Source organism: Microbacterium sp. CH1 (genome assembly GCF_001595495.1).
In the GTDB taxonomy this organism is placed as follows: domain Bacteria; phylum Actinomycetota; class Actinomycetes; order Actinomycetales; family Microbacteriaceae; genus Microbacterium.
Map to the genome: position 1 here is coordinate 95530 of NZ_LOSO01000015.1, position 23299 is coordinate 118828.

Here is a 23299-nt window from a genome sequence, read left to right on the forward strand (position 1 = left end):
CGCGTACGGGGCGGACACGCCGGAGGTGATGCCGAAGCTGGCGAGAGCAACGGCGCTGAGGGCGCGATGTCCGAGCGCCCCGCGCCGGCTGATGCGCAGCTTCCAGAAGGAGTCGCGTTCAGCGGGGGTGGGCGCGCACCCGCAGTCCTCGGATGATGCAGCTGCTTCGTTCGCGATGTGGGCGTTCACGCTTTCCCTTCTTTCAGTCGCATGGATAACGTGTTCGCGCGTCCATCGTCTCCTGGGGGGCTGCCGCTTCCGTGGCACCTCGCCACATGTGACTGATTCGCGCTGGGTATGGTCGGCGCGTAACTGCGTCGTCGCTGCGACCCGATGGCCGGGGTCCGTACATCAGTCATGGCGCTGATCCTTCTTTCGGCGCAACTGTCGTGCGACGAGAGCTGTGGCGATGACGCCAACTCCGACCACGCCTACGGCGATGATGAGGGGAATCGCGATGGCTGTGGTTTCGTCCTGGGGTGGGGATGTCGGTGCCGACGACGGCTCTGAGTTTTCCGTTTCACCGCTCGTTGTGGGGGTAGGCGACGGAGTCGACTTACCGGGTTGAGCGCGGGACTCTTCATTTCCGCATGCTGGTTTGTCCCACCCGAATTCGGGGTCCACGCCTGTCGGTGCGTAGGTGAACGTGTAGCTCTCGGAGATGGGGTGCCCATCGCTGGAGACCGCGTTCCAGAGGACGGTGTAGACACCAGGTTTTCCGAGTCTCACCGGAGTGGTGAGGACGTTGCGGTCGATAGTCGAGCACGCGCTCTCGTAGTACAGACCATCGGGGCCTTGGACCTGCGCGAAGCTGGCCTGGCTGAAGTCGATGAGCTCTCCGCTGAAGGTGAGGGCGACGGCGTCGAGCTGTGTCACCGTCTCTTCCGGCGCGGGTACCGCGTCGAGGAGGTTATCGTGCGCCATGGCCGCGGGTGCGGGGGCGACGATGATGCTCAAGGCAATCAGGGTCATGATGCTGCCGGCGAGCCAGGTCGGGCGTCGGGTCGAGGTCACCGCGATGCGTCCTTTCGGGAGGTGTGCGTGGGGAGGGTAACTGAGTTTGTGCGCTGGGGGCGCAGCACCGAGGCTGCGATCAGGGCCGCGAGCAAAGCCGCGATTCCGACGATGATGATTCCTCCGACGCGCTGGTCCTGGAGCGGGGTGGATCCCCAGCTCCGTCCCATGGCGCCGAACCACTCGGCGACGATGAGGTCTGTTCGGGTGATGGTGGCGATGCCGATGAACACCGTCGTCAGAGTCAGAGTGATGAGTGCGGTGAAGGTCCACCGCCGAGATCGCCCGGGAGCGGGCACGGCGCCATTGCGCCGGAAGAGCGAACTGACGAAGAGGCACCCGATAACGAGGAGGTGCGTGATCATCCATTCGCTTCCGAGTTGGTCGTAAAGCGACCATCGGAAGAGGTCCGAGTATGTGATCAGCCACATCGTGGCGGTGAACAGTATGGCGGTGATGATGGGGTTGAGCGCCAGCCGAATTGTTCGGCTGGCGGCAACCCACAGAAGCCATTCGAGAGCTCCGCGGCTGTCGTCGTCCCGAGGATGTATGACGGTGAGTGCGAGCACGAGGGGCGCAGCGGAAACGAGAAGTACCGGTATGACGAGGCCGAGAAGTGCGAAAGAGAGGAAACGCATACTGATCAGAGGTTCGTCGTACACAGCGAGCGGGCCACTGGTGGTCCACACGAGCGCGCCCATCCCGATCACCCAGCCGATGGTGCGCCGCATCGGCCAAGGCTGCCCGAGACGTCTCATGCGCTCCACCCCGGCAAGGTAGAAGAACACCGCGAAACCTCCCACAATCACCCACAGCAGATCAATGCTCCACGCCGTGAACCATCGCTCCGTCGTGAATTCTGGCGGGACTGGGGCGTCGGTGAGGATCTCCGCGGCCGTGGTCTGAGGAATCGTGATCGTGTCCGCGGGTGCGGCTGTTCGGGCAAGGGCCGCGGCGGCGCCGCTTGCGATACCCATGAATGCCAGCTCGACGCACACGAACATCCAGAAGGTGTTGCGGCCCTCGCCCGCTTTTGCGATGAGTCGACCGCGGTAGGCGGCTCCGAGGATGCCCATCACCACCAGCGCGAGGATCTTTGCGAGCAGGATCAGCCCATACGGCGTGACGAGGTCGTCCCATCGTCCGAGGGCAGTGAGCGCCCGGGCATACCCCGATACGGCGACGACGACGAAGGCGATGAGTGCCAACGTCGAGTACCGTCGGAGTATGTCCTCGAGGGTGGACGATGGAAGGCCCGGACGGATCACGATGAGCAATGTGAGCCCGCCGAGCCACACCGCCGCCGAAACGATATGCAGGGTGAGAGACATGACTGCCGCGTCGTGGTTGGCCAGTTCCCCGGAGTGCCCCTGAGTGGACATCGGAATCAGGCTGATGATCGCGAGCATCGTTGTGACGAGCACGGCACCGTAGCCGCGCACCGCGAATGCGAGCACGGTCACGACCGACGCGAAGATGGCGGTGATGAGCCAAGATCTTCCAAGCTCGGTGTCGAGGAGGAAACGGCCCAGTTGTGCGCCGAACTCTGCCTCCAGGCTCACCTTCGGGTTGAACGAGGACAGGAAGGTGAGGAAGGTGACCGTCCCGCTCGCGACGGTAAGAATTGCGGCACCCGCCGAGGCAAGATTGAGCGCGGTGAGGAAGGGCTTCGTGCCGGATGCGAGAGCGAACAGAGCGAACACGAGTGGTCCTACCATTGCAGCGCCAGAGAGGTTGACGAGTAGTTTCGCGACCGGGAGGCCCCAGCGAACCACCGCGCCGGGGTCGCTGGTCAGCCTCGGTGCAGCTCCTCCGCCGATCACCAGCCCGATGACGACGGCGACGATTGCAGAGACGACGAAAATCGTCAGCCCGGCGACGCGGAGAATAGGAGGCGTCACGGTGTCGCTCCCTCCGTCGAAGAGGTTTCTTCGTCAGGGTCTTTCGTGATCGGTTCTGTGCACGCATCGTTCTTCGGAAGCTGCTGAATCGCTCCGGCAAGTGCTTGGAGAACGGCGTCGGCCGACAACGTCGTCGTGTCCACATACACTTGCGCTGCGGGCTCCCGCCCGTAGGTCGTCAACCGTAGATTTGGTGTCTCCGCTTCGTCCACGATCCAATCGACGCCCCCCAAACTCACACATTGCAGCGTGGTGGGAGCCGGTGAGTCCAGCCCGCAGGTGAGCAGCACGCTGGTGGGACTTCCCCATGCGCCAGTGGCTTGCGCGTCCGTCCACACCCGCGCCTGATCACCGATAGAGTCGGGTAGCCGGGCCGTGACCTCCGCGCACAACGGATCGTTCGCTTTCGGAGCCGCCTCGAGATGCACGGTGGGAGCGCACCCGCTGAGCAGAAGCAGCGCGCCGAACGCCGCACCAAGCGAGAGCGATTTTGTCTTCACAGCGTGTTCCCTTCGTGAAAACGGAAATCCTCGCCCGCTCGCTGCTGACGAGTAGCGGTGGTGACGAGCAGCATCAATACGGTTCCCATGCTCAACGCCCACCCGATCCACGGCATAAGAACCACCGCTGGCGTGGTCCCGGTATAGAGGGGCACTTCGGTGACGTTTGCGCCTTGCGTGTTCACCGCGAGCTCTGCAAGTGGGGTCCCATCAGGGCGGATGACCTGGCTCGTGCCGGTCGTCGACACGTTCACGATGCTTCTTCCGGTTTCGATGGCGCGCATACGCGCAATAGCGAGCTGCTGGAGGTTCTCATCTGTGCCTCTGAAGTCGGCGTTGTTCGTCTGGAACACGTACAGTTGTGCGCCCTTCGCCGCGCTGTCCTCAATGACGTTGTCGTAGATGACGTCGAAACAGATCGCCAGACCGACGGGAACACCGCCGACGTTCACGAGGGGCGTGTTTGAGCCAGGCGTGTACTCGCGCTGAATGAGTCCGATGAGGTCAGGAGCGATGGCCTCGTAGAACCAACGGTCCGGGACGTATTCGCCGAAAGGCACGGGGTTGGCTTTGTCGTGGATCTGCTGCGGTCCGGCGCTCGTCCACAGGATCGACGTATTGAAAGTATCGTCGCCGCGCACGGTCGCCGCATTCACCAACACCGGAGCGCCGGCGTCTGCTACGAGTCGGTCAAGCCGGTCGGTGACGTCTGCATCCTGGAAAGGATCCGCGTCGACTGCGCCTTCTGGCCAGACGAGAAGATCCATCCCCCGACCGAGGAGAGGAGCTGTCGCCCCTTCCTGAGCCCGCATGATGTCGCCGGGTGCTTTGGTGTCGAAGTAGCCGCTTGGTCCGTTTCCTTGCACCCATCCGACACGTATGGCACCTGCCTGCGTAGTGGGGAACAGGGGGGCGAGCGCGGTGGCAGTGAGAGCGAGAACTGCGACTGCTCCCGGTCGCCGTCGTCGATGAGCGAGTGCGTCCAAGCTGCTCGCGCAGATGAGGACCGTCAGGAAGGAGAGCCCGGTAGTTCCCACCCAGGAGGCGGCTTCCGCGAACGGGCTTTGAGTAAGGGTGAATCCGATCCGCGCCCAGGGGAACCCCGTGTAAGGGAAAGTTCCCATCACGGTTTCGCGCAGCACCCACACGCCTGCGATGAGCGCAGGCGTGATCATGGAATATCCGCACCGCGAGCGGCTGGTCATCACCCTATATGCGAGCGCAATCAGCATCCCACCGGCACCAAAGAGCAGCGATTCCAGTCCGGCCAACGCCACCCAGGGGATGGGGCCGAGAAATCGTGAGACCCAGACGAGGTGGGTGAAATAGAACGCGGCCCCGTAGACGAGGGCAACCAAGAACGCCGCGGGTAGCGAACGCCCGCGCAGTGTCCACAGGCCGATCGTCACACTCGCAAAGGCCACAGGCCACCAGCCGAGCTCCGGGTACGCAAGATCCAGCGCGGCGCCGGCGATAGCGGACGCGACTATCGCAACGGGCAACGGTACTGCCGTCGACATGGTGCGTGGATCGAACCCGATGTGACGACTACACCTCCTGCGGGAGGCGATTGGGCGCCTCACGACTGCATCAACGTTGAGGGTCATCAGAGTTCAGTTTGCTGAGGTAGGAGTTATACGCGTCGAGCTCTGAGTTCCCATGCAGATCGACGTACCGGTCTGCAGCAGCAGCAGCGGCCGTGTCGCTGCGGAACCAGCGGTGCATCACGTACACCAGCATCAGCACCGTGGGCGCTTCGCCATACGACCAAGCCAGCGCGCCGGCAAGCTGTTGATCTTCGAGGGGGTCGACGCCCAGGGCCTCCGTGGGTGCGACGAACGAACCGACCAGGATCGTGCTGGCCATCATGAGAAACACTCCGAAAAACGCGTGGAGTGCGGCTTCGGCGAACACATCGAGTGCCCGCGCTCCGTGACCCAACCTCACCGGGAGTGGATCCGAAGACAGGATCGGAATGGTGAACAGCACGCCGGCGAGGAGGAACGCCAACTCGAGCATGACGTGGCCGGCAGGCAGGGCGAGGATGACGTCCGCCGAGCCCGCGAGGTAGAGGCCGTAGAAGGCGAACAGGTAGAGGGGAACCGTGCACCACGGGCTGAGCAACCACCTGGCGGCGCGACTCCGAAGACCGGTATGCGCTGCCGTGAGGATCATCCGGCCGGCTCCACGGTGCGGTGTCGCTCGGAGGAGAAGAGTGCCCGGCGAGCCCAGAACCAGCAACGGCGGCACCGTCATCATCAGGGTCAGCTGCTGGAACATGAACACAGAGACAAGGACTTCTCCGTACGCCTCTACCCCAAGGCCAGTGACTGCCGCCAGGAGAACACATCCGAGAAGAAAGCTGACGGTCCGCCAGACGGACCAGCGCCGACCATGCATCCATAGGCGGACCGCTCCGACGAGATAGAGGGCCGCAAGGACTCCGGCGATGACGGGCAACACAGGAATGGTCAGATCCGCCGGCGCGAGCAAGGACTGCAGCGTTGGCGGAGTGTCGGGGATCGCGCCGCTCACAAGCATGGTGTTGACGCGAGGTTCCCGCAGATCATTTCCGGATCACCTTGATCGTCGCCCCCGCCGCCAGGAAGACCACAGCGGCGACGGGCTGAGCTATCTCCCACACGACACCGGAGAAGGGGAAGGGCATCACCGGATTCCAGAGCACAGCCACCGCGACGAAGATCGGTACCCACCACCAATGACGGGCCTGCACGGCGAACCATGCGATGATCAGCCCGAAAATCGACGCAACAAACAGGACGAGTGGCGCCCAGCCCGCCTGGACGAGCAAAGGCGCGAGAAACAGGATGGCGGCAGCGACGAGGCTGGGGGCGAGAGCATTGCGCTGATAGGTGGAGGGAACACGTTGTTTGGGGCTCATGGGCGGGCCATCTCTTCGGCTGGTGCGGGATCTGTGGATTCGGGGCGAGAAGGCGAGGAGTGTCGGCGACTGGCGCGCAGACCCGCGATCACAAGGAACACGGCGCCGATACCCAGGGCGACATCGGCCAGATTTCCGATGAAGAGGTTTCCGTAGGCGAGGAAGTCGGTGACGTGTCCGATTCCGAACGACGGGGGAGAGAAGAGGCGATCGATGAGGTTGCCGATCGCGCCTCCCACGATGAAACCGAAGCCGACTGCTGACCATGCGTTTTGGGTTCGCGTAGCGGCTCCCACGAGCAGAGTGGTCGCGATGACGCCGACGACAGTGATGACCCAGGTCGCATCTTCGCCCAACGAGAAGATCGCCCCCGGGTTGAACGCCAATTGAAGACCGAGCCAATCGCCGACCAGGGGTATGCGCTGATCCTGGCTCAATGAGCTCAGAGCGAGGGCCTTGGTTCCCTGATCGACCAAAGTGACGATCGCGGCGATGATCAACACCACGGCGAACCTTCGTGCCCGGTCACGCATCGTGACCCCCCTCCCCAGCCGCCGTATCTCTAGAAGCCTGGGCACGGTCTTGCTGGTGGCGCCGGCGTCCGGCCAGAATCACTCCGACGACGCCGAACCCGAGAATCACTGCCAGGCCGCCGACGAAGAACACGGGCAGCATCTCGGACTCTGCTCCGCCTGATGGTGTGCCACCGTATGTCTGCCTGGCAGGAGCGGGCTCTGGCTCCTCCGTAGTGTTGTCGGATTCTTCCGGGCTGGGACTGGGATTGGGGCTCGGCGTTGCGGGTGGCGCGGTTTTCGTACTCGGTCCGGGCTGTCCGACGGTGTACGAGAACTGCCCGCTGATCGGATGCCCGTCCCCAGAGACTGTCTTCCAGCGCACTGTGAACAGACCATCGGCGGCTTCCGGGGAGAGATGCTGAGTGATCGATTGACCGCTCACCGTCGGCGAATCGACAGCAACGTCTTCTCCGCCTTCATCAAGGACCTCGATGATCGTCGTGCCGGCCTCGTTGTTGAGGGTTCCCGTGAACATCAGTGAGATCTCATCAGGCGAGCCGCTGATGGTCGAGTCGGCAACGGGGTACGACGAGTCGAAGTTGTCGTCAGCGACAGCGACCGTCGGGGTGGCGACGACGACTGCTCCTGACAACAGCACGGCGGATAAGACAATGGCGGTGCGTCTGGGGAGGTTCTTATGCATGGGTGTCGTGCTCTCCGGGATGCGATTCGGGTTCGATCTGGAAAGTGGAGTGCTCGATGCTGACGGCGAAGTGCTCGCTGACGCACTCCTGAAGAGTTGTCAGCAACGCCGCGGAGGTCTCCATGGTGACGGTGTCGTCGACCACGACGTGGGCACTGAGGGTGGGGAGGTCCGTTGAGACCTGAGTCGCGTGCAGATCATGCACCGCGACCACGTGCGGAAGGGCAAGGATGTGGCGGCGGACATCGTCCAGATCGAGACCCGGGGGTGTCGATTCCAACAGCACACGTCCGGATGCTCGCAACAGGATGAGCGTGCGAGGGATGATGAGCAGGGCGATCAAGATACCGGCGACGGCATCGGCCTGATACCAGCCGAAAGCGGCGATGAGGATCGCGCTGGCGATCACGCCTACGGAGCCGAGGGCGTCGTTGACGACCTCGAGGAATGCGGCGCGCATGTTGAGATTGCGTCCGCGGCCGCTGAACAGGACGAGCATGGATGCGATGTTGGCGACCAGGCCGACGATACCGAAGAACAGCAGGCTTCCTGACGCGATCTCTGGGGGTTCGAAGAGCCGCCGTATACCTTCGACGAGCGCGAAGATGCCGACCCCGAGGAGCAGCGCTGCTTGGGCGAGTGCTCCGAGAACCTCGGTCCTTTGCAGGCCAAAGGTGTACTTGGGGGTGGGAGGGCGATTCATGAGATGCGCCGCGGTGACGGCCATAGCCAACCCGGTGACATCGGTGAGCATGTGCGCCGCATCGACGAGTAGTGCGAGGCTGCCGGTGATGATCGCCCCGATCACCTCGATGACGAAGACCGAGGAGGTGATCGCGAAAGCGATGATCAGACGATTGCGGGGAGTGGCGTCACCCACTCCGTGCGAGTGCCCTGCTTCTGTCATGGTGATCCTTTCAGGGGCGGTCGATGATGTTGGGGGCGACGATGGCAGCATCACTCCATGCCCCCGGAATCGTGTCTGCGCCGGTTCGGGAGTACTTCGGGATGCCGACCGTGAACAGTCCGGGAATATGCGTGTTGGCTTGTGTCCGAGCACCGGTGGGTTCCGGGGCGGGTAGCCACTTGTCGCCGGGTTCGTAGCCGGTAGCGAGGATCATGGAGTGCGGCTGCATCGTCGACTCATCGGCAAATGTCACGACGGCTCCGTCGGCCTCCACGACGGGGGGCGCGTGGCTCACGCCGGCCAGAGCGGTGGGCGCGGGGCCGGAACGAATCGAGTGGTTGCGGCGCAGCCTCGGCCAGATGGACCATCGCGCTGACGGCCGCGGTCGTTCTGTTCGGGTGGATAGAGTGACATCTCGCGAGTGAGCGAGTTCTTCGGCGATCTGTACGCCGCTGAACCCTCCGCCGACCACCAACACGGTCCCCGAAGGGATCTGGCCCGGGTGTAGGTACTGACTGGAATGTAGAACCGTTCCGGGTGCCGACAGATTCTGGCGCCAGGTAGGGACTCGGGGCACTGCCGCAGATCCTGTGGCACAGACAACGTTTCGCGTTTGCACGTCCCCGATGGACGTCGAAAGGTGCAACGTGGATCCGTCTCCGCGGCGTTCCACCTCGAGAGCGCGAACGCCCCAGAGAGGTTTCACGCCGAGCGTCTTCTCTACAGAAGCCAGGTAGTCGCTCATCTCGCGACCGCCTGGATGACGGCGATTGTCCCCGGGAAAGGGGAACCCGGGGAGAGTGCTGTTGCGAGCATCGCTGAGAAGCCTCATCGAGTGCCAACGGGTTGCCCAGCTTCGTTGACCGGTCGGCGCGGAATCGATGATGACGAAGTCTTTCTGTGCCTCCAGCCCATAGGACGACAGCGCGGACGCCATCGCCAATCCAGATTGGCCGGCCCCGACGATAATCGCTCGGCGATGCGATAACGAACGCACCATCACTGCGTCCCGTTCACCGCAGCTTCGATGCCGTCCTCGAGGTCCGTCCACTTCTCCAATACGACCTGCTCCCCGTCGATGAAGAACGTCGGAGTGCTGCTGACGCCGAGTCGCTCGCCCTCATCAACGTCGAACTCCACTCGTTGTGCGGTCGCCGGATCCGCGACCGCTTCATCGAAAGCAGCCATATCCAACCCGAGCTCCACAGCGAAACCCCGGAACAGGTTCGCACGCGACTCCTGAGCCTCACCCCACTGGGCCTGTGTTTGGAACAAGCGGTGGTACATGTCTTCCAGCCGTCCCTGCTGGGCCGCCGCTTCTGCCGCGATCGCAGCGTTCTTCGAGTTGAAGTGGCCAGGCAACGGGAAATACCGGATGACGTAGGTGATCTCCCCATCAAACTTCTCACGAAGGTCCTCGACCAGCGGGTAGAAGGCGCCACACGCCTCGCACTCAAAATCGAGGAACTCGACCACGGTGACCGCTGCGTCGCCGCCATCGTCGAGCACATGTGAATTCTCTCGCACCACCTGAGGGCCGTCGTTGCCTTCTGTCTCGGGCGCGGAGGCCCGATTCTCACTGAGAAGGACGTACACCAGCGCGACGACAAGGAGGACAACGACGAGACCCACCGTGACGAGGATCGCCTTTTGAGACGCTTTCATTTCTCTCCAACCACAACACAGCACAACGAACGTGAACCCCACCGAATGTGAAGCGCCATCGTGAGATGGCTGATCGATGTCAGGTGCGCGACAGAGAGAGTTGCGTGAGGGAAAGAGTTCGTGCAAACGGGCGGTCGGGTGCGGCCCTCATCTCGGGCATGCGCGGAAGTCGCTCGCGATTTCCGTTCGGCACGCGATTTACGAAGGCTCGAGCGACGATGAGGATCAGGAAGGAGCAGACGAGGCCAAACACGCACCCTGTAAGGCCGATCAGTGCGTTCGCGGAGGCGCCGTCTATCAGGAGCCGTTCCGATGAGGCGCCACCAGAACCATGCGTCGACGAGCCAACCGCACCATAGCTCGTAAGCTCGGTTTCCATCGATGCAGTCGAGGTAGCAGTGAGATATGGAGAGGCGTCCGCGTCGCGATGACCACCGGACCATGCTCCGACAATCAAGAGCAGGGCCAACCCAAGGCCTGTAATGATCTTCGTTATCAGGAGCTTGTCAACAGACGCCGCCTGGTTACGAGACCGGCCAGACGTGATCATTTCACGAGGATGTTACCAGCCTCGACAATCAAACCGTACGGGTACGCACCCTCGTGGACGAGGCCTCCTGGACTAGTACCTACTAGGGCCCTCCATGACTGACACCACCACCAAGCGCTCCGTCCTCTTCGTCGGTGTCCACAACGCCGGACGCTCGCAGATGGCGGCCGGATGTCTCCGCGACATCGCAGGCGACCGCGTCGAGGTCCGCTCGGCGGGATCCATGCCCGCCGAGCGGTCCAACCCGACTGCTGACGAGGCGATGGGCGTGCTCGGAATCGACAGCACAGCCGAGCAGCCCAAAAGTGCTGACAACCGAAGCCGTGCAGGCGTCTGACGTCGTCATCAGTATGGGATGCGGCGAGGCCTGTCCGTTCTTTCTTGGCAAGCGCTACGAGGACTGGAAGCTGGACGACCCAGCGCGCCAGGGTATCGACGCCGTCCGTTCGAACTGCGACGACATCCGCGCACGCATCGAACAACTCGAGAGTGAACTCACCTGATCTCGTGGGCGGGATGGCAATCCGGTGGTGCATCGTCAGGAATGTGTCACCGCAAAGCGCGTAGAGAATCCGACGCCGTCCCCGTCCGAGTGACATCTAGCGTCATCTCACCGCGCTTCCGACATTATCGCGGCCGATGCACTCGTTCTCAGTGGGGTGTCCGACTGAACGGACATCCGGACGGGTGCAGCGGGGGGCTCCAGCGCACAAGACGCAGAACCTCTGATGTTTATCTGATGTACTCTGGTCTCATGAGCACCGCGACTTTCACCGATCTCCTCCGTAAGCCGAAGGATGTCCTTGCCCACATCGACGAGGGCCAGGTGCGTATCACTCGTCGGGATGGCGATGACCTGGTGATCCTTCGTGGCCACGACCTCGACACGCTCGAGCTTGGCGTGAAGCTCTCCAGTGAACTGCTCCGCGCTATCGGGCGGAACAGGGGCGATGTCGGCGCTGCGCTGCGGGAGCTCTTCGCGTGGACGAGTGAGTTCGATGAGGGCGAGCTGGCCACTTACGCGAGCGAAATTGAGCGGCTGGTTTACTCCGCCAGCGAGTTGGGCACGTTTGAACGCCTGCTGCGTGCTCAGCACGAGTGGCGGGAGACTGCTGCGGCTTACGCCATGGGTGCGCGGCCGGCTAAGCCGATCGATCTGACGGAGACGTCTGCGCGGGTCGAGCGCCCGTAATGGCGGGAAGGCGGGGATCGTCGGTTCCGCGACCGACAAGGGTCAGCGAGTACGAGATCGTCTTCGGCGACGTCGCGGCGGAGCGCGGGTGGCGCGACCTTCGCGCGACCGCGAAGAACGCCCTCGCGGATGCCTGGGACTACCTGACCGCTCACCCGACGCGGTTCGACAGCTCGCGCTGCTACCAGCTGAAGGGCAACCTATCTACAGCGGTGGTGGGCGGGAGGACCCTGCCCGTCTGGCAGTACAAGGTCACGGACGGCGCGAGGCTTCGCTACGCGGTCGACGCTCCCCAGCCGAAGGGCAAGAAGCCGGGACGGGTGATACTCATCGAGGCATCCCCGTCGCATCCGAACGACACGGACTCGTCGAAGAACTTCCGGTAGGCGCGATCCTGAGTGAAGCTCGGCACGTTCCAGGAGGTGGTGGACAAGGCGCCACGCCTCGATGCAGTGTCCAGTGGAGTCGCCATCGCTATAGTTCAGTGTCCCGTGTATAGTCATCGTGTGCTGACTATTGCTTCTCGTCTTGATGTGATGAACCGGCTGGGTCGGGCGATGGCCGACCCGACGCGTTCGAGGATCCTGCTGTCGCTGCTGGATGCCCCGGGTTATCCGGCCGAGCTCGCCCGTGATCTTGAACTGAGCCGCACGAACGTGTCGAACCATCTCACCTGTCTTCGGGGCTGTGGACTGGTGATCGCGACGCCGGAGGGTCGTCGCACGCGGTACGAGATCGCAGATCCGCACCTGACGGTGGGCCTGCGGCATCTTCTCGACGCGGTTGTGGCGGTCGATGAAGGCGTGCCGTGCGTTGACGAGAAGTGCGAGTGCTGCGCATGAGCGCGGAGTGCTGCGGCGACGACGAGCCGCGGAAGACAGGCACCATCCACCGCGTCGAGTTGTCGCTACCGCAGGGGGGAGACGGCTGCTGCGGCCCAGAGGTCGTGCAGGCGGCGGCGGGCGTATCTGCTCATGATGACGGCGATGCGTGCTGCGGCCCCGCCCTGCCACCAGCCGCCGGCGCCGATCACGAGTTCGAGGTGCGTCCACCGTGGTGGCGGGACATCGCTCTACTGCCGTCGGCGCTGTCCGGTGTGTTCCTACTCGCCGGGTACGCGTTCGAGTGGACGGGCCTGGAGATTGCCGCACTGGTGCTGCAGTGGGCAGCTCTGCTCGCTGGCGCGTACACGTTCGTTCCCGGTGCGATCCGGCGCGTGATCCGTGGCCGGCTCGGTGTCGGTCTGCTGATGACGATCGCTGCTGTCGGCGCCGTCCTGCTCGGGCACGTCGGTGAAGCAGCGACCCTGGCGTTCCTGTTCTCCCTCGCTGAGGCGCTGGAGGACCGAGCGATGGACCGCGCTAAGGAGGGCCTGCGCGCACTGCTGTCACTGATCCCGGAGACGGTGCGCGTCTCACGGCTCAGTGGCGACATCACGGTCCCTGCTGCCGATGTGCGCGAGCTCGACATCCTCGTCGTCGGAGCGGGCGAGCGTGTGGCGACCGACGGTGTCGTCGTCGAGGGACGCTCCAGCCTGGACACATCGGCGATCACCGGGGAGTCCATCCCGGTCGAGGTCGGGCCCGGCGACGTGGTCGCGGCAGGTTCGGTGAACGGGTCGGCGACGTTGCGGATCGAGGCGACCGCGGATGGCCGCGACAACTCCCTCACGCAGATCGTCTCGCTGGTGGAGCAGGCCCACGCCCGCAAGGGCGATCGGGCACGACTAGCGGATCGGATCGCGCGCCCGCTGGTTCCCGTCGTCCTGATCGCCGCGGCGCTCGTCGCGCTGTTCGGCTTCGTCGTCGGTGACCCCTGGACCTGGATCGAGCGGGCACTGGTGGTCCTGGTCGCGGCGTCCCCGTGCGCGCTGGCGATCGCGGTGCCGGTCACCGTGATCAGCGCCATCGGCTCCGCGTCGAAGTTCGGCGTGGTGATCAAGTCCGGGGAGGCGTTCGAGCAGCTCGGCACGATCCGCGCCGTCGCGCTGGACAAGACCGGGACGCTCACCCGCAACGAACCCGCGGTGGTCGACGTCCGACCCGCCGACGGGACCAATCGCGACGACCTGCTCGCCTGGGCTGCCGCCATCGAGGCGACCAGCACGCACCCCTTGGCCGCCGCGATCACCGCGGCATCCCCGAAGGCGCTGTCCGCCATCGATGTCGTGGAAGAAGCCGGCCACGGCATCGCCGGCCGCGTCGACGGCACACTCATCCGCGTCGGGAACGCGCGCTGGCTTGACCCGGCCGTGCTCAGCACCGCCGCCGAAGGGATGGCTGCGGAGGGCATGACCGTGGTCGTCGTCGAAGCCGACGGCGCTGTCGCCGGGCTCATCGGCATCCGTGACGAACTGCGCCCGGAGTCGGCCGAGACCGTGCGGATGCTCCACAGTCAGGGCATCGAGACCGTCATGCTCACCGGCGACAACGAACGCACCGCCCGCGCCATCGCCGCCCAGGCAGGCATCGACGATGTGCGGGCCGAGCAGCTGCCCGCCGACAAGGCCCACGCGATCGAATCCCTGACCACCGTCCGCCCGACGGCCATGGTCGGGGACGGCATCAACGACGCCCCAGCACTAGCGACCGCCACGGTCGGCATCGCCATGGGACTGAAAGGTTCGGCGGCCGCCATTGAGTCCGCCGATGTCGCGTTCACCGGCCACGACCTCCGCCTCATCCCCGGCGCGCTCGCGCACGCGCGCCGCGGGCGACGCATCATGACCGCGAACATCGCCCTGGCCCTCGCCATCATCATCGTGCTCTTCCCGCTGGCGCTGTTCGGCGTTCTCGGTCTGGCCGGTGTCGTCCTGGTACACGAGATCGCCGAGGTCGTCGTCATCCTCAACGGCGTCCGTGCAGCCCGACGCCCCGCTGCTCTCCGAGAGCTAGCGCCGGCACCCGAGCCCGCACGCGCCTGACCAACCCTGCGGTGATATCGCCGTCCGAGCTGGAGCCATCCTTCGTGAAGACCCCCGTCAAAGTCAGCCTCATCACCGGTGCCGTCGTTATCGTCCTCGTGATCGCAGCTCTGGTCGTGGTCATGCTGACCCGGCCCGCTGCTCCCGACCCTTCCGGCTCGGCGGGCGCACTGCCCGGCGCCCGGACTGACTCGCACGTCCTGGACGACGCCGGCCCGGATGCGCCGACGCTGGTGGAGTTTCTCGACTTCGAGTGCGAAGCCTGCGGAGCGTTCTACCCGGTGGTCGAACAGATCCGCGCCGACTATGAGGGCGAGATCAACTACGTCGTGCGGTACTTCCCATTGCCCGGACACTTCAACTCCATGAACGCCGCCCTCGCCGCCGAAGCGGCAGCTCAACAGGGCAAGTTCGAGGAGATGTACGCTCGCCTGTTCGAGACCCAGGCTCAGAGGGGCGAGCAGCAGACCTCTCACACCCAGTTGTTCCGGACGTTCGCCGAAGACCTAGGCCTCGACATGGACTCGTACGACGAAGCAATCGCCGACCCCGCCACCAAGGAAAGAGTCGAAGCAGACCGCAACGACGGCCAGTATCTCAACGTCAGTGGCACGCCGACCTTCTTCCTCGACGGCGAGAAGCTCGAGCTCACCCAGCTCAGGGACCTCACGGATGCCCTCGACGAGGCCGTCGCTCGCTGACACTATCGAGCGTGCGCGAGGCCCGCCTCAGCGGACAGACTTTGAATCAGAGGATTTCGTCGACCAACCTCTCGATGCGTGCCCGGATCTCGTCTCGGATCGGGCGAACAGCCTCGATGCCCTGACCGGCAGGATCGTCGAGCTTCCAATCCTCGTAGCGCTTGCCAGGGAAGAACGGGCAGGCGTCGCCGCATCCCATGGTGATCACGACGTCGGAGGCCTGCACGGCTTCGGTGGTGAGGATCTTGGGCTGCTCGGCGGTGATGTCGATGCCCAGTTCCTTCATCGCTTCCACGGCGATGGGGTTGATCTGGTCGGCCGGCATGGAGCCGGCGGAGCGGACCTCGATGCGGTCGCCGGCGATGTCGCGGAGGAACCCGGCAGCCATCTGGGAGCGGCCGGCGTTGTGCACGCAGACGAAGAGGACGGAGGGCTTGGTGGTGTCGGTCATGAGGGCTCCTGTGGGTGGTGGTCAGTGCGTGAGCTCATCGACGAGGGCGCGGACGCGGTCCTCGATGTCGTCGCGGATGGCTTCGACGCCCTCGCGGGATGCGAGGGCAGGGTCGCCGACGGCCCAGTCGTCGTAGCGGACGCCGGGGATGATCGGGCAGACGTCGCCGCAGCCCATCGTGATCACCACGTCGGCGGCACGGACGGCATCGTCGGTGAGGGGCTTGGGGAAGCGTTCGGCGGCCAGGTCGCCTTCGATCTCGGCGAGGATCGAGCGGACGTGCGGATGGATGACGTCCGCGGGAGCAGATCCTGCCGAGCGGGCGACAACCCTGCCGGCGGCGAGCTTGTTGACAAGCGCGGCAGCGAGCTGCGAACGCCCCGCATTGGCCACGCAGACGAACAACACCTGGGGTACAGCGGAGTCGCGGTCGCGCGTGAGGTCGGCGAGTCGCTGACGTGCGAAGCGTTCGGTGAGCGGGACAAGCGCTCCCGTGACTATTGCCGTGCGGGCGAGTGACGTGTACGACTCACGAACGATGCCCAGCACGGTCTCCGGGGCGAGCTCGGGGACCTCGGCGGCGAGCTCATCGGCGAGGTGGGTGATCCGCGCATCGAACTCGGGGTGGCCGGCGCGGCCTTCGGCGTCGCCGTCTTCGCCGGGCGCCGTCATGGTCGCAGGCGCGAAGGAGTCCAGCAGAGCGGTGACGGCGCCCCGGCGGCTGGGGTTGATGCGGTACCAGACCCAGGTGCCGCGCCGTTCGGAGGTGAGCACGTCGACGCCCTTGAGGACCTTCAGATGGTGCGACACGGTGGGCTGTGAGACGTGTGCGAGCTCGGCGAGATCGCACACGCAGGACTCGCCTCGCGGATCGGAAGCGATCGCGGAGAGCATGCGCAGGCGCAGCGGATCCGACAGAGCCTTTAAGGTCGCGGCGACGGTGGACGCCGCCTCGTGGCCGATGGCGTGGGTAGCGACCGGGCTGCAGCTGTCGACGGCGTCGGTGAGCGTGACGTTCATGAGGTGATCCTTTCGCCGGTGTAGGGATCGGTGTGGAACCAAGCGCGCGCCGCCCAGAGGGAGACGTAGACGAGTCCAACGAGGACGGGCACCTCGATGAGAGGGCCGACGACGCCCGCCAGAGCCTGCCCGGAGGCGGCGCCGAAGGTGCCGATGGCGACGGCGATGGCGAGTTCGAAGTTGTTCCCGGCCGCGGTGAAGGCCAGCGTGGTGGAGCGGGCGTAGTTCAGGCCCAGGCTCTTGCCGAGCAGGAGCCCTGCGAACCACATCAGCCCGAAGTAGACCAGCAGTGGCAGCGCGATCCGCGCGACGTCCAGCGGGTTGGCCAGGACCGCATCGCCCTGCAGCGCGAACAGCAGCACGATGGTGAACAGCAGCCCGTACAGCGCCCAGGGGCCGATCACGGGGAGGAACTTCTCCTCGTACCAGGCGCGGCCGCGACGCTTCTCGCCGATCCAGCGGGAAGCGAAGCCGGCGACGAGTGGCACGCCGAGGAAGACCAGCACGTTCAGGGCGATCTGCCAGACCGAGATCTCCAACCCCTGAGTGTCCAGACCCAGCCAGCCGGGCAGGACGGTGAGGTAGAACCAGCCCAGCAGTGAGAAGGCGACCACCTGGAAGACAGAGTTGATCGCGACGAGTACGGCGGTCGCTTCCCGATCGCCGCAGGCGAGGTCGTTCCAGATGACGACCATCGCGATGCAGCGGGCGAGACCGACGATGATCAGCCCCGTGCGGTACTCGGGCAGATCTGGCAGGAAGATCCAGGCGAGGGCGAACATGACCGCAGGGCCGACGAGCCAGTTCAGCACCAGCGAAGACACGAGGAGCTTCTTGTCGCCGGTGACGGCCGCGATCTTGTCGTAGCGGACCTTCGCGAGCACCGGGTACATCATCACCAGCAGCCCGAGCCCGATGGGCACCGAGATGCCGCCGACCTCGAGGTGGCCGAGCAGGTCCGACAGAGCGGGGACGAATCGGCCGAGGAGAAGTCCTGCGACCATGGCGAGCCCGATCCACAGTGGCAGCCACTTGTCGAGGGTGGACAGACGCCGGACGGCGGCGGGAGCGGAAGCTGCGGTTGCGGTGGTCATGCGAGCAGCGCCTCGATCTTCTCGGCGATGACGGGCTTCGGGTGCGCGCCGATGAGGATGTCCGTGCCGGTGCCGTCGCGGAAGAAGCCGAGGGTGGGGATCGACGTGACGCCAGCGGCGGTCACGGTCTCGGGATTCCGATCCGCATCGACCTTGACGATCTTCACTCGTCCGTCGTACTCGGCGGCGAGCTGCTCAAGAAGCGGAGCGACCTGGCGGCACGGACCGCACCAGGTGGCCCAGATGTCGACGACGACAGGGATGTCGGAGTCGAGAACTTCGTCCTCGAACGTGGCGTCGGTGACGGCGGTGAGCGTGCTCATGCGAAGACCTCCTCGGCCTCGATCGGAGCGGCCGGGTCGTTCTCGAGGTTCGAGAGGTAGTGCTGGGCGTCCTGAGCGGCGGCGCAGCCGGTGCCGGCGGCGGTGATCGCCTGCCGGTAGGTGTGATCGACCAGATCGCCGGCCGCGAACACCCCGGGGATGTTCGTGCGGGTGGAAGGATGATCCACTCGGACGAACCCGCCTGCGTCGGTGACGACCTGTCCTGTGACCAACTCCGAGCGGGGGTCGTGGCCGATCGCGACGAAGACACCGGTCGCCGCCAGCTCGCGCTCGGTGCCGGTGACGGTGTCACGGAGGGTGACGGATTCGAGCTTCTCGTCGCCGTTCAGCCGGGCGATCTCGCTGTTCCATGCCACCTCGATCTTCGGGTGGTCAAGCACGCGCTGCGCCATGATCTTCGAAGCGCGGACCTCGCCGCGACGGTGCACGACGGTCACCTTGCATGCGAAACGGGTGAGAAACAGGGCCTCCTCCATCGCGGAGTCCCCGCCGCCGACGACGACGATCTCCTGCTCGCGGAAGAAGAACCCATCGCAGGTGGCGCACCAGGACACGCCTCGGCCGGTGAGTCGCTCCTCATCCGGCAACCCGAGCTTGCGATAGGCGGAGCCCATGGTGAGGATCACCGCACGCGCACGGAACGTCTCACCCGCGCCAGTCACGATGGCCTTGATCGGTCCGTCGAGGTCGACGCTGACTGCGTCGTCGAGGAGGATGCGGGCGCCGAACCGCTCGGCCTGCTGACGCATCGACTCCATCAACTCCGGTCCGTTGACGGCGTCGACGAACCCAGGGAAGTTCTCCACCTCGGTCGTCGTCATCAGCGCACCACCGGTGGTCACCGAACCGGCGATAACGACCGGGGCGAGGTTTGCCCGGGCCGCGTAGATCGCGGCGGTGAAGCCTGCGGGGCCCGATCCGATGATGACCAGCTCAATCTGTTGATTCGACATGAATCTATATTGACATTCTTCAAAGTAAGGCGCAATCGGCGGCGAGACAGTTCACGGACACTGCACCTGGATGCCAAGAAGCGACCTCCCAATCGGGAAGTCGCCCTCTCGTGGGTCGGTCAGACTGCGCCGACGGGCCTTGCGCCGATCTGCGCAGTACGGATGGCGTGCCGCAGCAGCTGGCACCCTCGGCGTCGAAGCCGCCGGCACCGCCGCAGACCCCGGTGTCGGGAAGGACGAGCTCGTTGCGCTCCGCAGCCTCGTGATCTCCGGCAAGGTGAGCTGCGACGCTGCGGACCTGCTCCTAGCCCGTGAGCGCCAGGAAGGTGGGGGCGCGGCCATAAGACTTCGCACCGACGATGAACAGGTCCTTCTCGGGCTGCGCGAGCTGGCGTGCGCCGGTGGCTCCGACGGAGCCGCAGGAGTGGATGTTCGGGTCGATCTCCGAGGCGATGCTGGCCACGGCGTCGAGCACTGGCGAGGATACGGCCATCGCAGCCGTCCTGGTCGACCGTGTGCACAACGAATGGCTGGCCCTTGCGGCCGCTGTCTACGTCTTTGTCGCGCCCCTGCCGCGCGATTCCCGTCACCGTTGTGCCGTAGAGGACGCGGTCACCCAGCACATCGACGAGTGGGGTGAGGTACTCACTCACCCACTCCGCCCCCGTCGGGTAGCCGTTTGCCGGCGCCGTCCCGGTCGGCTCGAGCAGGCGACGCGCTGCAGTGTCGGTGAGCTCCGGCCAGCCTGAGAAGAGGCGTGCATGACCCCACTCGGACACGGCAGCACCAGCGGAGGAGCCACGCTCGACGACCACGTCATCGACGCCACGTTCGGTTAGATGGGCGGCTGCAGCCGGATGGCCAGCCCAAGCCCGTCATCGATCACGATGGCATCCTCGATCAGTTGCTCGATTCTCAGCGTCAGGACGGCGCCTTTGACTACAGGCGCGCAAAGTCCTGAGCGTCCACTCGCCCAGAGCTATCCGAGGAGCATCGAAGGCATCCGCGGGGCCGCCTCGCTGGCTTAGCGGACGAGGCGTGCGATGGCCTGGGATGCTTCAGTGATCTTGGCCTCGGCAATGTCTCCGCCTGCACGTGCGGCGTCGGTGACGCAGTGGCGGAGATGGTCTTCGAGAAGACCGACAGCAACGCCCTGGAGTGAGCTCGTCAGCGCTGAGATCTGGGTGAGGATGTCGATGCAGTACTTCTCCTCGTCGACCATGCGGTGGATGCCGCGGGCTTGTCCTTCGATCCGTTTGAGACGGGCGAGATAGCGGGCTTTGTCGGTGATGTAGCCGTGTTCGCCGTGTTCGCCGTGTTCGCAGGCGGTGTCGGACTCGACCTGGTCGGTCTCGATGGTGTCGGTCATCGTGGTCTCCGGTTCTGGATTGGTTATCGGTTGAGGATCGCGCGGGCCGTGGTTTCCGGGCGAAGGTCGAGTCGCCGCAGGAGCTGCGCGTTGAGGGCAACCACGATGGTGGACAGGGACATCAGGATCGCCCCGACCGACATCGGCAGCACGAACCCGATGGGGGCGAGGACGCCGGCGGCGAGGGGTACGGAGATCAGGTTGTAGCCGGCGGCCCACCAGAGGTTCTGCTTCATCTTCCGGTATGCGGCGCGGGACAGTTCGATGACGGAGAGCACCGAGCGGGGGTCGTCGCTGGCGAGGATGACTCCGGCAGAGGCGATGGCAACGTCCGTGCCGGCGCCGATCGCGAGCCCGACATCGGCCTGGGCGAGGGCGGGGGCGTCATTGACGCCGTCACCGACCATCGCGACCTTGCGTCCCTCGTTCTGGAGCTCCTGCACCTTCGCGGCCTTGTCCTCCGGTCGGACGCCGGCGAAGACACGGTCGATGCCGAGGTCCTCGGCCACGGTGTGCGCGACGGCTTCGGCATCGCCGGTGATCATCACGACCTGCACACCCAGCGCGTGCAGTGCATCGACGGCTTCGCGCGATTCCGACCGCACCTCATCGGCGAGCTTGAGAGCGCCGATCACACGGCCGTCCTGAACCACGTGGAGGATGATCGCACCGTCATTGCGCCACCGCTCGGCAACGGGCAGCTCCTGCGCATCTTCCTCGGTGAGCAGGTGCGGTCCCCCCACCCGTACAACGGTCCCGTCGACGGTCGCGGTGACGCCGACTGCGGGAGAGGAGGTGAAGTCCGAGCTGCGGGGCACGTCGAGGTGACGGTCGGCGGCGGCGCGGACGATGGCCTTGGCGAGCGGGTGTTCACTGTCGGCCTCCGCGGCGGCGGCCAGGGCGAGCACCCGGTCGGTGTCGTTGCCTTCGACGACTGAGACCTCGGAGACGGTCGGTTCGCCCTTGGTGAGGGTGCCTGTCTTGTCGAACAGCACGGTGTCGACGGTGCGCATGCTCTCCAGCGCGAGCCTGTCCTTCACGAGTACGCCACCGCGTGCGGCGCGTTCGGTGGCGATGGAGACGACCAAGGGGATTGCGAGACCGAGTGCGTGGGGGCAAGCGATGACGAGCACCGTGATGGTGCGGATGACGGCATCATCGGGAAGCCCAACGAGCGTCCACACGATCGCCGTGATCACGCCAGCGCCGAGAGCGAACCAGAACAGCCAGCCTGCCGCCGTGTCGGCAAGGCGCTGCGCGCGCGAGGACGAGCTCTGTGCTTCGGTGACCAGGCGTTGGATGCCGGCGAGAGTGGTGTCGTCACCGGTGGCGGTAATCTCCACGCGCAGCCCGGAGTCGGTCGCCACAGTTCCGGCCGTGACCTGGTCATCGATACCGCGCGTCACGGTGCGGGACTCGCCGGTGACCATTGACTCGTCCATCGACGCGCGACCGTCGACGATGCGACCGTCGGCGGGGACGCTGCCCCCGGGGCGAACGATGACGACATCACCGACGACGAGTTCGGCAGGCGAGACCGTCACGACCTGGTCACCTTCGACGCGTTCTGCTTCGTCGGGCAGGAGCGCGGCCAGGGAGTCGAGAGCGGACGTGGTCTGCGCGAGGGACCGCATCTCGATCCAGTGCCCGAGCAGCATGATCACGATGAGGAGCGCGAGCTCCCACCAGAAGTCGAGCTCGTGGTGCAGCAGGCCGAGGCTCGCACCCCAAGAGGCGATGAACGCAACGGTGATGGCGAGTCCGATGAGGAGCATCATCCCGGGCTTGCGGTCGCGGATTTCGCTGACAGCACCGACGAGGAACGGCTTTCCACCCCAGATGTACATCACTGTTCCCAGTACCGGGGACACCCAGGCCAGGCCGGGAATGTCGGGGAGGGTGTAGCCGAGGATCATCGCGAACATGCCCGACAGCGCGACGGTGGGGACGGCGAGGATCAGCATGATCCAGAACAGGCGACGGAACTGTCCGACGTGGTCGCCATGCCCCGCATGACCCCCGTGTCCACCGTGAGCGTCGTGTCCACCATGTGCGTCATGGCCGGCATGCTCGCCGTGACCCTGGTGGCCCATCGGCGCGCCGCTTCCGTGCGGTGCAGTATCGGGACCGTCGTGGTGCACGGCGGTGTCGTGGTGAGGGGTGTGGACGGGGGGGTCTTCTGTGGCCGCGGCGGGGACCGATGGGGTGTGCCCGTGCGCTGCGTGTTCGTGGGTGTGATCAGCGTCGTCGCTGTGTGGCTGGCTCATGAGGCTATCCTCCTCGGAAACGATGAAGCTGTGCGGGGCGATCCGTGTGCCGCCCCGCACAGGTGAAGCGATGTCAGGCTGCGGTCACGTACTTGGCGGGGTCAGCGTCGAACAGGGGGCCGCAGGCGGCGCAGCAGAAGTAATAGCGGGTGCCCTCGTAGTCGCGGTAGAGGCCAGCGGCTTCAGCGTCCGCTTTCACGACGGTGCTGCCGACCATCACGGGGCATTCGGCGAGCTGTTCGGCGGACGGCGCGAGGAGGTCCTTGCGTCCGTCGGCTGGGACAGAGCCGTGGCTGTTGTGGCTGCAGCAGGATCCGGAATCAGACAT

Annotated in this window: 26 protein-coding genes and 1 pseudogene; 6 read left to right on the forward strand and 21 right to left on the reverse strand. The window is 65.2% G+C overall.

Translation table 11 applies throughout. The features are described from left to right. Positions 1-351 precede the first annotated feature (351 nt). From AUV07_RS08710 to AUV07_RS17585, 12 genes are all read right to left on the reverse strand, one after another. Entirely contained in the window at positions 352-1014 is a 663-nt protein-coding gene (locus AUV07_RS08710; protein WP_051667920.1) for a copper resistance CopC family protein, read from the reverse strand. Next, positions 1011-2915, reverse strand: coding sequence for a cytochrome c oxidase assembly protein (locus AUV07_RS08715; RefSeq protein WP_062635481.1), 1905 nt, complete (start codon positions 2913-2915; stop codon positions 1011-1013). Before AUV07_RS08715 ends, AUV07_RS08710 begins: the two co-directional genes overlap by 4 nt. Then, positions 2912-3415, reverse strand: a complete 504-nt coding sequence (locus AUV07_RS17305; protein WP_036331304.1) for a DUF3515 family protein — start codon at positions 3413-3415, stop codon at positions 2912-2914. The genes AUV07_RS08715 and AUV07_RS17305 overlap by 4 nt, the downstream gene beginning before the upstream one ends. Then, the gene (gene lnt, locus AUV07_RS08720) at positions 3412-4935 is read right to left on the reverse strand and encodes an apolipoprotein N-acyltransferase (RefSeq protein ID WP_051667918.1); all 1524 of its coding nucleotides are present in this window, start codon (positions 4933-4935) and stop codon (positions 3412-3414) included. The genes AUV07_RS17305 and lnt overlap by 4 nt, the downstream gene beginning before the upstream one ends. 70 nt (positions 4936-5005) lie before the next feature. Then, the gene (locus AUV07_RS08725) at positions 5006-5956 is read right to left on the reverse strand and encodes a cytochrome c oxidase assembly protein (protein WP_029266234.1); all 951 of its coding nucleotides are present in this window, start codon (positions 5954-5956) and stop codon (positions 5006-5008) included. A gap of 25 nt (positions 5957-5981) precedes the next feature. After that, positions 5982-6317 (reverse strand): DUF6804 family protein, encoded by a 336-nt coding sequence (locus AUV07_RS08730; protein ID WP_029266233.1) that lies wholly within the window; start codon positions 6315-6317, stop codon positions 5982-5984. Then, positions 6314-6823 (reverse strand): signal peptidase II, encoded by a 510-nt coding sequence (locus AUV07_RS08735; RefSeq protein WP_231868231.1) that lies wholly within the window; start codon positions 6821-6823, stop codon positions 6314-6316. Before AUV07_RS08735 ends, AUV07_RS08730 begins: the two co-directional genes overlap by 4 nt. Positions 6824-6842: 19 nt before the next feature. Next, positions 6843-7535 (reverse strand): copper resistance CopC family protein, encoded by a 693-nt coding sequence (locus tag AUV07_RS17310; RefSeq protein ID WP_029266231.1) that lies wholly within the window; start codon positions 7533-7535, stop codon positions 6843-6845. Further along, positions 7528-8442 (reverse strand): cation diffusion facilitator family transporter, encoded by a 915-nt coding sequence (locus AUV07_RS08740; RefSeq protein WP_029266230.1) that lies wholly within the window; start codon positions 8440-8442, stop codon positions 7528-7530. The genes AUV07_RS17310 and AUV07_RS08740 overlap by 8 nt, the downstream gene beginning before the upstream one ends. 10 nt (positions 8443-8452) lie before the next feature. Beyond that, a complete protein-coding gene (locus AUV07_RS17315; RefSeq protein WP_029266228.1) occupies positions 8453-9442 on the reverse strand; it encodes a flavin-containing monooxygenase in 990 nt (329 codons plus the stop codon). Continuing rightward, positions 9442-10107, reverse strand: a complete 666-nt coding sequence (locus AUV07_RS08745; RefSeq protein ID WP_029266226.1) for a DsbA family protein — start codon at positions 10105-10107, stop codon at positions 9442-9444. The genes AUV07_RS17315 and AUV07_RS08745 overlap by 1 nt, the downstream gene beginning before the upstream one ends. 79 nt (positions 10108-10186) lie before the next feature. After that, positions 10187-10657 carry a hypothetical protein gene (locus AUV07_RS17585; protein WP_136025418.1) on the reverse strand — a complete coding sequence of 157 codons (471 nt, stop codon included), beginning with the start codon at positions 10655-10657 and terminating at the stop codon, positions 10187-10189. A 94-nt stretch (positions 10658-10751) separates the two neighbouring features. On the opposite strand from AUV07_RS17585, the pseudogene AUV07_RS08750 reads away from it, so the two are divergent. The 6 genes and pseudogenes from AUV07_RS08750 (at position 10752) to AUV07_RS08775 (ending at position 15473) form a co-directional block, all read left to right on the forward strand. Then, positions 10752-11160, forward strand: a pseudogene (locus AUV07_RS08750) (arsenate reductase/protein-tyrosine-phosphatase family protein). Between the two features lie 251 nt (positions 11161-11411). Then, positions 11412-11849: a hypothetical protein gene (locus AUV07_RS08755; protein WP_136025417.1), complete on the forward strand. Its 438-nt coding sequence runs from the start codon at positions 11412-11414 to the stop codon at positions 11847-11849. Beyond that, positions 11849-12235: a hypothetical protein gene (locus AUV07_RS08760; RefSeq protein ID WP_029266222.1), complete on the forward strand. Its 387-nt coding sequence runs from the start codon at positions 11849-11851 to the stop codon at positions 12233-12235. The genes AUV07_RS08755 and AUV07_RS08760 overlap by 1 nt, the downstream gene beginning before the upstream one ends. Before the next feature lie 120 nt (positions 12236-12355). Further along, entirely contained in the window at positions 12356-12691 is a 336-nt protein-coding gene (cmtR, locus tag AUV07_RS08765; RefSeq protein WP_029266220.1) for a Cd(II)/Pb(II)-sensing metalloregulatory transcriptional regulator CmtR, read from the forward strand. Beyond that, positions 12688-14772 (forward strand): heavy metal translocating P-type ATPase, encoded by a 2085-nt coding sequence (locus tag AUV07_RS08770; protein WP_231479865.1) that lies wholly within the window; start codon positions 12688-12690, stop codon positions 14770-14772. Before cmtR ends, AUV07_RS08770 begins: the two co-directional genes overlap by 4 nt. 44 nt (positions 14773-14816) lie before the next feature. Continuing rightward, positions 14817-15473, forward strand: a complete 657-nt coding sequence (locus tag AUV07_RS08775) for a DsbA family protein (RefSeq protein WP_029266216.1) — start codon at positions 14817-14819, stop codon at positions 15471-15473. A 46-nt stretch (positions 15474-15519) separates the two neighbouring features. Here AUV07_RS08775 and AUV07_RS08780 read toward each other — a convergent pair whose 3' ends face one another. The 9 genes from AUV07_RS08780 to AUV07_RS08820 all read right to left on the reverse strand — a co-directional run bounded on the left by AUV07_RS08780 (position 15520) and on the right by AUV07_RS08820 (position 23299). Then, a complete protein-coding gene (locus AUV07_RS08780) occupies positions 15520-15924 on the reverse strand; it encodes an arsenate reductase ArsC (protein WP_029266214.1) in 405 nt (134 codons plus the stop codon). Positions 15925-15945: 21 nt separating this feature from the next. Beyond that, positions 15946-16944, reverse strand: a complete 999-nt coding sequence (locus AUV07_RS08785; protein WP_029266212.1) for a metalloregulator ArsR/SmtB family transcription factor — start codon at positions 16942-16944, stop codon at positions 15946-15948. Continuing rightward, positions 16941-18038: an ACR3 family arsenite efflux transporter gene (gene arsB, locus AUV07_RS08790; RefSeq protein WP_029266210.1), complete on the reverse strand. Its 1098-nt coding sequence runs from the start codon at positions 18036-18038 to the stop codon at positions 16941-16943. The genes AUV07_RS08785 and arsB overlap by 4 nt, the downstream gene beginning before the upstream one ends. Next, positions 18035-18361, reverse strand: a complete 327-nt coding sequence (gene trxA / locus AUV07_RS08795) for a thioredoxin (RefSeq protein WP_029266209.1) — start codon at positions 18359-18361, stop codon at positions 18035-18037. Before trxA ends, arsB begins: the two co-directional genes overlap by 4 nt. After that, positions 18358-19335 carry a thioredoxin-disulfide reductase gene (gene trxB, locus AUV07_RS08800; protein ID WP_029266208.1) on the reverse strand — a complete coding sequence of 326 codons (978 nt, stop codon included), beginning with the start codon at positions 19333-19335 and terminating at the stop codon, positions 18358-18360. The genes trxA and trxB overlap by 4 nt, the downstream gene beginning before the upstream one ends. Positions 19336-19639: 304 nt before the next feature. Continuing rightward, positions 19640-19828, reverse strand: a complete 189-nt coding sequence (locus AUV07_RS18215) for a hypothetical protein (RefSeq protein WP_371511042.1) — start codon at positions 19826-19828, stop codon at positions 19640-19642. Between the two features lie 531 nt (positions 19829-20359). Next, on the reverse strand, positions 20360-20704 hold the full coding sequence (locus AUV07_RS08805; protein WP_029266204.1) for a metal-sensitive transcriptional regulator: 345 nt from the start codon (positions 20702-20704) through the stop codon (positions 20360-20362). 23 nt (positions 20705-20727) lie between these two features. After that, a complete protein-coding gene (locus AUV07_RS08810; RefSeq protein WP_371511043.1) occupies positions 20728-22971 on the reverse strand; it encodes a heavy metal translocating P-type ATPase in 2244 nt (747 codons plus the stop codon). 73 nt (positions 22972-23044) lie between these two features. Next, positions 23045-23299, reverse strand: coding sequence for a YHS domain-containing protein (locus AUV07_RS08820; protein ID WP_029266198.1), 255 nt, complete (start codon positions 23297-23299; stop codon positions 23045-23047).